Origin of the sequence: Devosia beringensis (genome assembly GCF_014926585.1) — a bacterium.
GTDB lineage: Bacteria > Pseudomonadota > Alphaproteobacteria > Rhizobiales > Devosiaceae > Devosia > Devosia beringensis.
This window is the reverse complement of the sequence record NZ_CP045422.1, coordinates 2,405,520-2,418,491: the sequence shown is the minus strand read 5'-3', so window position 1 is coordinate 2,418,491 and position 12,972 is coordinate 2,405,520. Positions and strand designations below refer to the sequence as shown.

Here is a 12,972-nt window from a genome sequence, read left to right as displayed (position 1 = left end):
GGAAAACCCCGCCATGCAAAAGGGCCGCCTCGCGGCGGCCCCTTCAATTCTGTGGCTGGTGTTAGCTGCCTGGCTGCGGCTCGAGATCGCCGGTCGGTGGCGCATCGGGGCGCTTTTTGCCGGACTTGCCGGCCGAGGGCACGCCGCTGGCCTTGTTGGAGGGGCCATTCTCGTCCGGCCGAACCGGCTGGTGGCCTTCCATCAGGGCGCGCAATTCGTCACCCGTCAGCGTCTCATATTCGAGCAGCGCCTGGGCAATGGCTTCCCACTGGTCGTGATAGGTGGTCAGGATCACCTTGGCCGAGGCCTCGCCATCCTCAATGAGCTTGCGCACTTCCTGGTCGATGATACGGGCGGTATCGTCGCTCATATTGGTCGACTGCGTCACCGAATGGCCCAGGAACACTTCCTGGTCGCTCGACTTGTAGCGGACGCGGCCGAGCTTTTCGCTCATGCCCCATTCCATCACCATCGAGCGGGCGAGGCTCGTGGCCATCTGGATATCGCCCGAAGCGCCGCTGGTGACCTTTTCCGGACCGAACTTGATGATCTCGGCCTCGCGGCCGCCGAACAGCATGGTCAGACGGGCCAGGGCCTTTTCGCGGCTGAACGAATAGCTGTCGCTCTCGGGCAGGGTCATCACCATGCCCAGCGCACGACCACGCGGAATGATGGTGGCCTTGTGGATCGGGTCGATGCCGGCAACCTTGAGCGCGATGATGGCATGGCCAGCCTCGTGATAGGCGGTCAGCTTCTTTTCGTCCTCGGACATGGCCATGGTGCGGCGCTCGGCGCCCATCATGATCTTGTCCTTGGCATCCTCGAACTCGGCATGGGTGACGAAGCGCTTGTTGCGCCGCGCCGCCATCAGGGCCGCCTCGTTGACGAGGTTCATCAGATCGGCGCCGGAGAAACCGGGGGTACCACGAGCCAGCACCTTAAGGTCGACGTCAGGGGCCAGCGGCACCTTGCGGACGTGGACCTTGAGCACCTTTTCGCGGCCGGCGACGTCCGGATTGGGCACGACGACCTGGCGGTCGAAACGGCCCGGACGCAGCAGCGCCGGATCAAGCACGTCGGGACGGTTGGTCGCAGCGATCAGGATGATGCCTTCATTGGCCTCAAAGCCGTCCATCTCGACCAGCAGCTGGTTGAGCGTCTGCTCGCGTTCGTCATTGCCGCCACCGAGCCCGGCGCCACGCTGGCGACCGACGGCGTCGATTTCGTCGATGAAGATGATGCAGGGCGCATTCTTCTTGGCCTGCTCGAACATGTCGCGCACGCGGCTGGCGCCGACGCCCACGAACATTTCAACGAAGTCAGAACCCGAAATGGTGAAGAACGGCACATTGGCTTCGCCAGCGACCGAACGGGCCAGCAGCGTCTTGCCGGTGCCCGGAGGACCCACCAGCAGCACGCCGCGCGGAATACGGCCGCCCAGGCGCTGGAACTTGCCCGGATCGCGCAGGAATTCGACGATTTCCTCGAGATCCTGCTTGGCCTCATCCACGCCGGCCACGTCTTCAAACGTTACCTTGCCGCTTGATTCGGTCAGCAGCTTGGCGCGCGACTTGCCAAAGCCCATCGCGCCACCCTTGCCGCCGCCCTGCATCTGGCGAATGAAGAAGAACCAGACGCCGATAATGACGATAAAGGGGAGCCAGGAGCTGAGCAGCACCGTCCAGAACGGGCTGGTTTCGGGCGCCTGCGCCGTGATCGACACGTCGCTGGCCTCGAGGCGTGAAATGATATCGGCGCCGGCTGGCAGCACGGTTTCAAAGCGCGTCCCATCGGACAGCGCACCGGACACCACATTGTCGGTGATGGTGACGCTGTTGACCCGGCCGGCCTCAACATCACTCACGAACTGGCTGTAGCTCTTGTCAGAAACGGAAACCGAGCGGGTCGACGACTGGAAGACCTGGAACAGGCCCATCAGCATAAAGAGAATGACCAGCCAGATGGCGAAGTTGCGGAAGTTTCCGTTCATCAGTCCTGTCCCGGAAAGGACCGCGCGAGGAGGCGCGGTTAGTGGGCCGAATGTAAGTCCGGCAATGGGGCGTTACAAGGGCCAGACCTGCGGCGCTTTGGGCGCCCCGTCCAGTCACAATATCCTGACGGGGTTAATACGTCATGCCAGGGCGCCAAGTCTATCACCCATCACCCATCATCTGACCGGCAGGGCGCCAGCGCCATGGGGCGAAGGCAGGCCCGGGCTCAGTCGATCAGCAACTGCACACTGATGCGCTCGTCGAACGACCAGCCGCCCAGCGACAGCACGCCGCCGGTAGCATCGCGCACGATCGGCGCGGTGCGAATGGCCTCGGCCGGCGCGGTGACCTTGAAACCCAGAAAGGCTTCCAGCCGGTGGCGCGGCAGATAGTCGGCGACGCTGGCGGTCAGGCCGCCCTCGTCAGAACCATTGATGATGCGAAAGCGCTCGTCCCAGACCAGTTCGCCATGCGGCAGCAGGATGGCGTCGGCTGGCAGGGCCCGTCCCGGCTCGCGCGCCACGGTGATGGTCTCGCCCTTGAGCCGGACGACGCAACCCAGCACGGTGCTGGCGCGATCAAGGCCCGGCCCGCAGATCGCCTGCCGCAGCCGCTCCACCTGCCCCAGGGCCCGCGGCTTCTGCCGCCCACCCACGATATTGAGCACCCGCCCCAGCACCCGCGTGGATACCGCTGGCGACAGCCCGGCAAAGGTCGCCAGGGCGATAGACGCCGCGCCGAAACCATCCAGCCGCACGATCTCGGCAAAGGCCGCCTCTGCCATCTGCGCAATGGCCGCATCCGCCTCGCCCATCCGGGCGGCAAACTGCGCCAGCGTCGCCGCATCAAGCCCCAGCTCGGCCAAAGCCGGCATGGCCTGACGCCAGCGGACGCGCTCGTAATGGGGATCGAGATTTGATGGATCGGCCACCGGCACCAGTCCGGCAGCCGCGACGATGTCCAGCAAAGCGCTCTGGTCGACGTCGAGCAGGGGGCGATGCACCAGCACGCCCTCGATCTCGGCCATGGCGCCCATGCCCTTGAGGCCTTCGACCCCGCTGCCATGCGCCAGCCGCATCAGCACCGTCTCGGCCTGGTCCTGTCGGTGATGCGCCGTCAGCAGCACGCCGACGCCATCGTCCCGCATGGCCGCGCCGATCAGCCGGTAGCGCGCCTGGCGCGCCGCCTCCTGCAGGCCGGTCACTTTCTTGTCCCCGGTCCAGACCAGCCCGCGCGCCGTAACGCCGAGCGAGCGCGCGACATCGAGCACCATGGCGACTTCAGCGCCGGCTTCGGGTCGCAAGCCGTGATCGAGCGAATAGACGACAAGGCGCGGTGGCTGCGCCAGGCCGGCGGCCCAGCGTGCCGCCAGCAGCAGCAGAGCGAGGCTGTCCGCCCCGCCCGAAACGGCCAGGCCAATGGCCGGCGCTGTCGCCACATGGGCAAACAGCGCCGCAAGACCGGTCTGGCTCGACAGGTCGGTTCCTAGCCGGGGGGGCATGCGGCCCGGGCTTTTTCCTCGGCCAGGCGAGTGGTGAACACGGCCGGCAGCGCGGTAAAGCGCTTGTCGACTTCCGCCAGCGTCCGGCAGGCGGTTTCGCGTTCGCCGGCCCCCGACAAAGCCATGCCCAGCTTGAGCAGCAGGTCCGGCGCGCGCGGATTGTCCGGCGCCTTCTGGAAGGCATTGAGCAGCACATCGGCCGCCTGGCTATAGGCCTGCCGGTAGAGCAAGGCATCGCCCAGCAGGTTGGCGGCTTCGGTCGCCTGCGGATTGTCCGGATAGAGCGCCAGGAACTGGGTGAACTGATCCTCGGCAAACGGATAATCGCCGGTGCTGATCGCCTCAAAGCCGGCGGCAAACTGGGCGTCGGCATCGGCATCGCCGGTATCGGCGGCCGCCGGGTCATAGGCCAGATTGAGCGGCTCGCCGGTCACCAGGTCAACGCCGCCCGTCGCGCCGGTGCCCACCAGCGGATCGGCGGAATTGCCCAGATCATCCATCGGTGCGGCACTGCCATCGGTGAAGGTGGGGTCGAACTCGATCTCGCCGGGGAGCGGTTGCACCCCCTGCTCGGGAATATCGGTCATCGGCACCCCTTCGGGGTCCATTGCCGTATTGGCCGGGTCCTGCGGCAACGCCTCAGGCTGCGTCACGCCGCCTGCTTGGGTTGCCGCATCAGTTTTTGGGCTCGCACCGCCTTCCAGCGCCTGGAAGCGGAATTCATTGTCTTCGGCCATGCGGTTGACCAGTTCCTGCATCTGCGTGAGCTGGAAAGTCAGGCCCTCGATCTGGCCATTGAGCAGGCGGTTCTGCTCTTCGAGCTGCTGCAGGCGGACCATCAGCTGGGCCGTATCGGCAGCCTGCGCCACATGCACGCGCTCGGGCGCAGCATCGCTCAGCACGCGGCCAAGCGGCGCGGGCGTCGAAAACATCGCGGCATTGACCAATGTGGGAGTCGCGACCCCCAGGGCCAGGACGCTGGCCAGGGCCAGTCGCAGGCCTGTTCTGCCTGCCCGGGTTGAAATGATTGTCTGCAAGATACTGAGCCTCCGAAGGTCCGCTGTGCACAAGAACCATGAACCCTTGCTGGCCTGCAAATAAAGGCCAATTTTGGTCAAAACAAAGCGCCCGGGCCAATTTGCTGGCTCCGGGCGCTGCTGTTGCCGGTTTGCACCGGCTGGTGGCTTCCTGGGAAGCCGGCTTGGCGTAAACGTCTACTGGACGACGGTGACCGCGCGGCGGTTCTGGCTCCAGCACGAAATGTCGTTGCAGATCGCCACGGGGCGTTCCTTGCCGAAGGACTGGCTGGTAATGCGCTGCTGGCCCACGCCACGCGACACCAGGTAGTTCACGACCACCGATGAACGACGGGCGCCCAGGGCGATATTGTATTCGCGCGTGCCGCGCTCGTCGGCATGGCCTTCGATCATGATGCGGTAGTTCTGGTACTGGTTGAGCCAGGCGGCCTGCTTGTCCAGCGTGGCGGAGGCCTCGGGGGTCAGCGAGCTCGAATCAGTGGTGAAGAACACGCGATCGCCGACCGACACCAGGAATTCCTGCTGGCTGCCGGGAGCACCGCCGCCAGGCCCGAGATTGCCCACGCCGGTCGGCAGCGTGTTGGGCGTACGCGAACAGGCCGCGATCGCCACGACGAAAAGCAGCATGGCGGCGGCACGCAATGCGGTGGAGAAAGGTGCGGTGATGACCACGGATAGGCTCCTGAAAGGCATAATCTTAAGGTTGGGATTTACCGCACTTAATCTTAAGGCCGGGTTTGCTGGCTTGGTTAATCATTGCCTATCACGGCGCCAATGTGGCGGGAATGCTGGCTTTTCTGTGATGATGCCGTGGCGCCACAGTGACCGAGCAATACCCGTTAAGGTTAAGCCCTTGGCGCAAAAGGGTGATGCCGACCGTACCCCCGGCTGACGAGGGCACGGTCTGGCTGTCGAATTAAGCCCGCAGGCCGGACCAGGCCGGGTCGGAGGCATAGCTCTCGGTGGGGATGGTCAGCAGGTTGCGGCCCCAGATGTCGACGCTCATCAGCTTGGGGCCGTCATTGCCGCCCGGATCCTGGAAGAACATGATGACCCGGCCATTGGGCGCCCAGCTCGGGCCCTCGGCATGAAAGCTGGTATAGAGCATGCGCTCGCCCGAACCGTCGGCATTCATGATGCCGATATTGAACTGGCCGCCCGACTGCCGCGTGAAGGCGATGAGATCGCCGGTCGGCGCCCAGACCGGGGTGGAATAGCTGCCCTGGCCGAAGCTGACGCGCTGCGGCGTGCCGCCGCCTGCGCCCATCATGTAGATCTGCGGCGAGCCGCCGCGATCGCTCTCGAACACCAGCCGGCTGCCATCGGGCGAGTAGGACGGACCGGTATCGATCGCCGTGCCAGAGGTCAGCTGCAGCGGCGACCCGCCATTGATGCTGGTCGTATAGATATTGGTCGAGCCGCCCTGCTCCACCGAAAAGGCCACCGTGCCGCCATCGGGCGAAAAGCGTGGCGCAAAGGTCATGGCGCCGACATCGGCGAGCCGCTGCTGCTGGCCGGTCGACAGTTGCAGCAGATAGACCTGCGGATTGCCATCGGCAAAGTTCATATAGGTGACCATGTCGCCATTGGGCGAGAAGCGCGGCGTCAGCGCCATGGTGCTGCCATCGGTCAGGTACTGCACATTGGCGCCGTCCTGATCCATGATGGCCAGGCGACGCACGCGGTTGGCCTTGGGGCCGCTTTCGGCCACATAGATGACGCGGGTATCGAAATAGCCCGTGCCGCCGGCCAGCGACTGATAGATGGCGTCCGAAATGATATGGGCCACGCGACGGCTGGAATTGGCGTCGGTATTGTAGCTCTGGCCGACCACCTGGGCCGCCTGCTGGGTATCCCAGACGCGCACCGACGAGGAGATCTGACCGCCGCGCTCAACCGCGCCCATCACCAGGGCATCGACATTGGCGGTGCGCCAGGTGACAAAATCGGGCTCGGCAGTGACATCGCCCACCTGCACCGGCAGCGTCGCCGGGTCGAGCGGCAGGAACAGCCCGGAGCGGCGCAGATTGTTGCGCACGATCTCGGCGATTTCCGTGCCAAAGGCCGGGTCGGACGAAGCGAAATCGGGGATGGCGATCGGCAGGGGCTGGAAATTGGCGCCCTCCACCACGATACGCAATTGCGCCAGGGTGAGCGAGGTGCTTGCCAGCAGCGCGCCACCGGCCAGGCCGAGTTTGAGCGCATGGCGCCGGGTAAGCAGGTTCATCTATCGTCTCCAATGTCGCCGCTGGTGCGCCAGTTTGCGCCCCCAGCATACCAATTCTCAGTCACCCAATCCAAATTCATGGGCGCAGTTCCATTTCGATCTGCCGCCAGTTGTCGAAGGCGTCGTCCGACAGCATGTCGTACGGGCCGCAGGCTGTCACGGCGCGCTGGGCCGCCCGGGCCACGGCGCCGCCGGCCGGCGATGGGTCGGCCTGGACGATCTGCGTGTTCGCCACCGTCCGGTCCGGGTTCATCGTCACCAGCAATACCACATTGAGCCCGCTATTGATGTCGCTCGGCAGCAGGTTCCAGCACGTCTTGATACGGGCCACGAGGCCATCGATGGCCGACTGGCTGAGCCGCGCCGAGGTGCCCGTGGTATCGCCCAGCGTGGGCGTGCCACCGGCCCCGGTCGTGCCGCCAGTGGTAGTATCGGTGTTGATAATGGCAGAAATGTCATCGGCCAGCGAGGCATCAAGCTGCGCCTCGGGCTGTTCCTGGGCGGCCTGCTCGGCCGCAGCAGCGCGCTGGCGCTCCTCTTCCTCGCGCTTTTTGCGCTCGGCTTCGGCTGCGGCAAAGCGCTCGCGCAATTGCGCCAGATTGCTCGGCCGAGCGACCGGAGCCGGCGCGGCAACGGCGGGCGTCACCGGCTCGGGGACAGGTTCGGGAACGGGCTCCGGGGTTGGCACGGGCGTCGGGATGGGCTCGGGGACCGGTTCTGGCTCTGGCGCCGGGGTCGGCTCGGGCGTGGGTTCGGGTGTCGGTTCCGGCACGGGCACGGGTTCCGGCTCGGGTGCCGGGGTCGGCCTTGTAGCTGGAACCGGGGCCGGCTCAGGCTCAGGTTCCGGGGCTGGCTCGGGCTGGCTCTCGGGCGCCGGCGCCGTATTGGTCACCGGGGCCGGCGTGGGAATGTCGGCCGGCGACGGGGTCACCTGGTCTTCTTCGGTATTGCCGGTCGGCTGCGCGATCTCGGCGGGCGTATCGTCTTCAACGATCGAGGGCGTCTCGGTCTCGACGACCGTGCTGTCGAGCTGGCCGGCGCGAATATTGGAATATTCCTCGATCGGGACCAGATCGACCGAGATCGACTCCACCACCGGCGTCAACGGCTGCGTCATGCCCAGGTTGATCAGACCAATGGTCAGCACCACGATGTGAGCAAGAATCGATGCGGTTACGCCAATGCGCACTGGACTAGCCCGGGTTCCGCTCGGTGATCAAACCGATCTTGGTGTAGCCGGCAGCCGAGAGGAGTCCCATGACGCGCATCACCGAGCCATAGTCGGCCGTCGTGTCGCCGCGCAGGAAAATGCGGTCTTCGGCGCCATCGACGCCCATTGCAGCAAGGGTGCTGGTCAATTCGGGTTCGGCGACCACGTCCTCGTTGACATAGATCACGCCATCGGGCGTGACCGCGACGGTCACCGGGTCGGCCTGGTTGGCCATATCGCCAGCCGCCGACTGCGGCAGATCGATCGGCACGCCAGCGGTCATCATCGGCGCCGCCACCATGAAGATGATCAGCAGCACCAGCATCACGTCCACCATGGGTGTGATGTTGATCTCGCTGATGATCGCCTTCTTGCGACCGCGCCGGCCGCGTCCGCCGCCACCGCCGCCTGCTACGCCCATGCCCATATTAGTGGCTCCGCGCTTCGAGCTGGCGGCTCAGAATGGTCGAGAATTCGTCGGCAAAGCCTTCAAGGCGCCCCACCATCTTGGAGGCGTCCGAGCTCAGCTTGTTGTAGGCGATAACCGCCGGAATAGCCGCGACGAGGCCAATGGCGGTAGCAAACAGCGCCTCGGCGATCGGGCCGGCCACCACGGCCAGGCTGGTATTGGACGAGGCGGCAATGGCGGTAAAGGCGTTCATGATGCCCCAGACCGTGCCGAACAGGCCGATGAACGGGCCGGCCGAGCCGATGGTGGCCAGAAAGCCCAGCCGCTTTTCGAGATTGTCGCTCTCGCGCGAAATGGCGACGTCGAGCACCTTGTCGAGGCGCTGCTGCATGCCCAGAAAGCTCGCGGCATTCTGCTCATGGCTGCGCTTCCACTCCTTCATGGCGGCGACAAAGACCGCGCCCATGCCGCCGGACGGCTTTTCCGACTGCATCTGGTAGAGCTCTTCGAGCGACTGCCCCGACCAGAAGGTGCGCTCAAAGCGGTTCATCTCGGCATTGGTACGGCGATAGACGATGGTCTTGTCGATGATGATCGCCCAGCACCAGACCGAGGCGCCCAGCAGACCCAGCATCACGGACTTGACGATCCAGTCAGCGGCCCAGAACAGGCCCCAGATGGAAAAATCGGTGTGCGGCACGACGGCGCCCACAGCGTCCATGGCTTCCATGTAGTGATCCTTCTTGGCCTGGTTCACGCACCGACCCTCAGCCGGAAGGCGATGGGGTCTAAATCTGTCAAAATTAAGAGAAATGCCCGGAAACCGGAGCGTTGCGGACCCCGAACCGGACACATGTTCGCTTTGCCGCAATTATGGTCAAGGAATGGTTAACAAAGCGATTCCCAAAGCACGAGCCACCAAGTCGTGATCTCCATGACTTGGTGGCTCGTGCCGTCAGCCTTGTCCCGTCAGCAGATCGCGCAGCGCGGCCGGCAGCCGCGCGGGTCCGCCCGTCGTCTTGATCGCCGCTACCACCACCGCCGCCCGGGTCAGCACGGTCTCGCCACGGCCAATGGTCTGCTCCAGCACCAGCCGGGCGCCCGAGACCTTGACCACACCTGTAGTGACCGTCAGCAGGTCATCGATATGGGCCGCGCCCTCGAACTCGATGGTCATCGAGCGGACGGCGAAGGCCAGGCCCTGGGCCGCCAGTTCGGCATGGTGCACGCCCAGATCGCGCAAAAACTCGGTCCGGCCGCGCTCGAAGAATTTCAGATAGGCCGCGTGATAGACATTGCCGGAAAAATCGGTGTCTTCGTAATAGATGCGGACGGGAAAATGATGGGTCATGACTGGGTCAGTTCCCCCTGCCCTTCCACAAACACAACATGCTCGGGCTGGCCCAACAGGCGACGCAGCCGTTCTGGCAGCCAGGGGGGAAGCAACCGCGCCTCGGTCAGCGCCGCGCCCTCCAGCGGTAGCCAGGAAAACTGCAGCAAATGCCCCTCATCCTCGCGCACCAGGAAAGGCTGTGTCCCGCCCGGCCGCAGATGGGCGGGCAATTGCAGGGCATAGATGAAGCCCAGTTCGTGAAAACGCTCGCCGACCCGGCCGTAAAAGCTTTCCGAGGTGAAGAGCATCGGCCCGACCGTGCCGACCATGTCCATTTCCTCGGCGATTTCGCGCACGAGGCTAAGCCCGCTGGGCTCGCCCATCTCGACGCGACCGCCCGGCAGCATGCAATAGTCGTCGTCATCCTCTCGGCAGACCAGCACATGCCCATCAACAATGGCAACGCCGGCCACCCGATAGTTGAAGCGTGTACCCCCCACCGGAAAGCTCAGCATGATGCGCGCGTCGTTCATGCCTCGGGCTCTTCGAACAGGCTCGCCTGCAGGCCGACAAAGCCCTGCGGCACGCTCTTGCCCAGGTGCTGGAAGGCCGCGCCGGTCAGCATGCGGCCGCGCGGCGTGCGCTGGATGAAGCCCTGCTGCAGCAGATAGGGCTCGACGATCTCCTCGATGGCGTCGCGCGGCTCGCTCAAGGCAGCGGCAATGGTTTCGATGCCAACCGGGCCGCCATCATAGAAATCGGCAATGGTACCCAGATAGCGCCGGTCGAGCTGGTCGAGCCCGCGCGCATCCACATCGAGCCGCAGCAGTGCCTTGTCGGCAATGGCGCGGGTGATCTGGCCCGAGCCTTCGACCAGGGCAAAATCGGTGACCCTTCGCAGCAGGCGCCCGGCAATGCGCGGCGTGCCGCGCGAGCGCCGGGCAATTTCCATGGCCCCGTCGGGCGCCATCGGCATGCCCAGCAGCCGCGCGCCGCGGGTGACGATCTGCACCAGCTCTTCGGGCGTGTAGAAATTGAGCCGCACCGGAATGCCGAAGCGATCACGCAGCGGCGTGGTGAGCAGCCCGGCGCGCGTCGTGGCGCCCACCAGGGTGAACTTGGCCAGATCGATCCGCACCGAGCGGGCCGCCGGCCCTTCGCCGATGATCAGATCGAGCTGGTAATCCTCCATGGCCGGATAGAGGATTTCCTCGATGGCCGGGCTGAGACGGTGGATCTCATCGATGAACAGCACGTCGCGATCTTCGAGATTGGTCAGCAGCGCGGCGAGGTCGCCCGCCTTGGCGATGACCGGACCGGAGGTGGCGCGAAAGCCCACGCCCAGCTCGCGCGAAATGATCTGCGCCAGCGTGGTTTTACCGAGGCCGGGCGGGCCGACAAACAGTACATGGTCCAGCGCCGCCTGGCGCTGCTTGGCCGCGGCAATGAAGACTTCGAGATTGGCCCGCGCATCGGCCTGCCCGACAAATTCGGCAAAGCCCGACGGTCGCATGGCAACATCGACGTCGCCGTCGCGTCCGGCAATGGGGGAGGTAAGAGAGGTCACGCGAGCAGGTCCATTCTGGATCGGGCTGTATTCATGTCATTGGCTGCCAAAATCGAACCCCTCGACCCGAGCGCAATCCGAGCGCACCGCCTTCTTGCCCTTGAGGTCGGGATTGGACCGGCTCATGCGGTAGAACATCTTGGTGAGATAATCGAGCCGCGCCTCGCAGGACCAGCGCGGCAGGGGATTGTTGAGGTCGTGAAACAGGAAGGGCTTGGTCGAGCCATCGGCCTCCTCGAAATAGATGGCTACACCGACAACCTCATTCTGATCGGCGAGCGCCACACCGGGCACGCTGGCCGCGATCATCAGGCTCGCCATAAACAGGCACGGCAGTTGCTTTTTGCTCGGCAGAGACATCTGGGAAATCCGTGTTGCAGCTGTAAATGGAGCAAGCCTAGCTGCTCAACTCCCGCAAGCCCAGCCGGATCAGCTTCTCGGTCGGCACGCCATCGCCCTCGCGGGCGACGATGCGCGCCAAAGCCGCCGAGGCCTGGGCGCTGGAATAGCCCAGATTGGTCAGCGCCGAGACCGCATCGGCAATGGCGCCGGGCGCCACGCCCTCGCCCAGGGCGGCCTGCAGCCCCAGCGTGCCGGCATCGATACCGACGCCGGTCGGCACCTTGCCCTTGAGCTCGGTCACCAGGCGCACAGCCAGCTTGGGGCCCACGCCATTGGCGCGGCCGATCATGGCCTTGTCCTGCAGTGCAATGGCACTCGACAGCTCGGACGGTGACAGCACCGACAGGATCGACAGGGCCACCCGCGCGCCCACGCCCTGCACGGTCGAGAGCAGGATGAACGAGGCCTTTTCCGTTTCAGTGGCAAAGCCATAGAGCCGGATCATGTCCTCGCGGACAATGGTTTCGATGAACAGCACCCCGGCCTCGCCCACCCGCGGCAGCGCCTGCAGGGTCCGGCTCGAGCAGAACGCTTCATAACACACGCCACCGCAGTCGATCAGCACATGGTCATCGCCAAAACTGTCGATCATGCCCTTGAGCTTGCCGATCATGCCATGGCCCTCAACCGCTGCTGCGCCACCCGGTGATGCGCGTGGCAGATGGCAATGGCCAGCGCATCGGCCGCATCGGGCCCCTTGAAGTCGGCTGTCGGCATCAGCGTGCGCACCATCAGTTCCACTTGTCCCTTGCCGGCATGGCCTGTGCCCACGACGGACTTCTTGACCAGATTGGCCGCATATTCGGCCACCGGCAGGCCGCGTGATGCCGGCGTCAGCAGCGCCACGCCGCGCGCCTGGCCCAGGATCAGCGCCGAGCGCACCCCGGCATTGACGAAGGTCTCTTCCACCGCCGCCTCTTCGGGCGCGAAGCGGTCCAGCACCTCGCCGAGCCCGGCAAACAGCACGGCCAGCCGTTCGGCGAGCCCGCCATCGACCGGCGGCGTCACCGTGCCGGCGCCAATAAAGGTCAGCCGGTTGCCCAGGGTTTCGATGACCCCCCAGCCGCAGCGGCGCAGGCCGGGATCAATGCCGATGATTCGTGTCGCCAGGTTCATGGATCATCCTTAATCGCCAGCAACGATCCTACCAAGTCCAATGTGAACAAAGCGGAAACAGTTTCGCGAGAAACCCCCCGATACGAACAATTGCGATGATCTTGGCAAGGCATTCTTCAACGGGCAGCCCTAGCGTTGATGCGGGGAGTGATTCCGACTTTGGGATCGTCCGGTTAACC

The 12,972-nt window shown here is 65.0% G+C and carries 14 protein-coding genes; all 14 read right to left on the bottom strand.

Annotated elements, in window-relative coordinates:
• Positions 1 to 61: 61 nt before the first annotated feature.
• Complete coding sequence (ftsH, locus tag GDR53_RS11875; protein ID WP_193334701.1) at positions 62 to 1,990, bottom strand: ATP-dependent zinc metalloprotease FtsH; 1,929 nt, start codon at positions 1,988 to 1,990, stop codon at positions 62 to 64.
• Between the two features lie 227 nt (positions 1,991 to 2,217).
• A complete protein-coding gene (gene tilS / locus GDR53_RS11870) occupies positions 2,218 to 3,492 on the bottom strand; it encodes a tRNA lysidine(34) synthetase TilS (RefSeq protein ID WP_193334700.1) in 1,275 nt (424 codons plus the stop codon).
• Positions 3,477 to 4,529 carry a tetratricopeptide repeat protein gene (locus GDR53_RS11865; protein WP_193334699.1) on the bottom strand — a complete coding sequence of 351 codons (1,053 nt, stop codon included), beginning with the start codon at positions 4,527 to 4,529 and terminating at the stop codon, positions 3,477 to 3,479. Before GDR53_RS11865 ends, tilS begins: the two co-directional genes overlap by 16 nt.
• Positions 4,530 to 4,706: 177 nt before the next feature.
• Positions 4,707 to 5,156 carry a peptidoglycan-associated lipoprotein Pal gene (gene pal, locus GDR53_RS11860; RefSeq protein WP_232846817.1) on the bottom strand — a complete coding sequence of 150 codons (450 nt, stop codon included), beginning with the start codon at positions 5,154 to 5,156 and terminating at the stop codon, positions 4,707 to 4,709.
• 289 nt (positions 5,157 to 5,445) lie between these two features.
• Positions 5,446 to 6,756: a Tol-Pal system beta propeller repeat protein TolB gene (gene tolB, locus GDR53_RS11855; RefSeq protein WP_193334697.1), complete on the bottom strand. Its 1,311-nt coding sequence runs from the start codon at positions 6,754 to 6,756 to the stop codon at positions 5,446 to 5,448.
• A 76-nt stretch (positions 6,757 to 6,832) separates the two neighbouring features.
• The gene (locus GDR53_RS19685) at positions 6,833 to 7,945 is read right to left on the bottom strand and encodes a hypothetical protein (protein ID WP_210321323.1); all 1,113 of its coding nucleotides are present in this window, start codon (positions 7,943 to 7,945) and stop codon (positions 6,833 to 6,835) included.
• A 4-nt stretch (positions 7,946 to 7,949) separates the two neighbouring features.
• The gene (locus tag GDR53_RS11845) at positions 7,950 to 8,393 is read right to left on the bottom strand and encodes an ExbD/TolR family protein (RefSeq protein WP_193334696.1); all 444 of its coding nucleotides are present in this window, start codon (positions 8,391 to 8,393) and stop codon (positions 7,950 to 7,952) included.
• Between the two features lies 1 nt (position 8,394).
• A complete protein-coding gene (gene tolQ / locus GDR53_RS11840) occupies positions 8,395 to 9,096 on the bottom strand; it encodes a protein TolQ (RefSeq protein ID WP_232846816.1) in 702 nt (233 codons plus the stop codon).
• A 234-nt stretch (positions 9,097 to 9,330) separates the two neighbouring features.
• Positions 9,331 to 9,726 carry a tol-pal system-associated acyl-CoA thioesterase gene (gene ybgC, locus GDR53_RS11835; protein ID WP_193334695.1) on the bottom strand — a complete coding sequence of 132 codons (396 nt, stop codon included), beginning with the start codon at positions 9,724 to 9,726 and terminating at the stop codon, positions 9,331 to 9,333.
• On the bottom strand, positions 9,723 to 10,241 hold the full coding sequence (locus GDR53_RS11830) for an NUDIX hydrolase (RefSeq protein WP_193334694.1): 519 nt from the start codon (positions 10,239 to 10,241) through the stop codon (positions 9,723 to 9,725). The genes ybgC and GDR53_RS11830 overlap by 4 nt, the downstream gene beginning before the upstream one ends.
• Positions 10,238 to 11,221 carry a Holliday junction branch migration DNA helicase RuvB gene (gene ruvB / locus GDR53_RS11825; protein WP_232846815.1) on the bottom strand — a complete coding sequence of 328 codons (984 nt, stop codon included), beginning with the start codon at positions 11,219 to 11,221 and terminating at the stop codon, positions 10,238 to 10,240. Before ruvB ends, GDR53_RS11830 begins: the two co-directional genes overlap by 4 nt.
• A 90-nt stretch (positions 11,222 to 11,311) precedes the next feature.
• Complete coding sequence (locus GDR53_RS11820; RefSeq protein WP_193334692.1) at positions 11,312 to 11,635, bottom strand: hypothetical protein; 324 nt, start codon at positions 11,633 to 11,635, stop codon at positions 11,312 to 11,314.
• A 37-nt stretch (positions 11,636 to 11,672) separates the two neighbouring features.
• Complete coding sequence (gene ruvA / locus GDR53_RS11815) at positions 11,673 to 12,290, bottom strand: Holliday junction branch migration protein RuvA (RefSeq protein WP_193334691.1); 618 nt, start codon at positions 12,288 to 12,290, stop codon at positions 11,673 to 11,675.
• The gene (gene ruvC, locus GDR53_RS11810; protein ID WP_193334690.1) at positions 12,287 to 12,793 is read right to left on the bottom strand and encodes a crossover junction endodeoxyribonuclease RuvC; all 507 of its coding nucleotides are present in this window, start codon (positions 12,791 to 12,793) and stop codon (positions 12,287 to 12,289) included. The genes ruvA and ruvC overlap by 4 nt, the downstream gene beginning before the upstream one ends.
• Between the last annotated feature and the right edge of the window lie 179 nt (positions 12,794 to 12,972).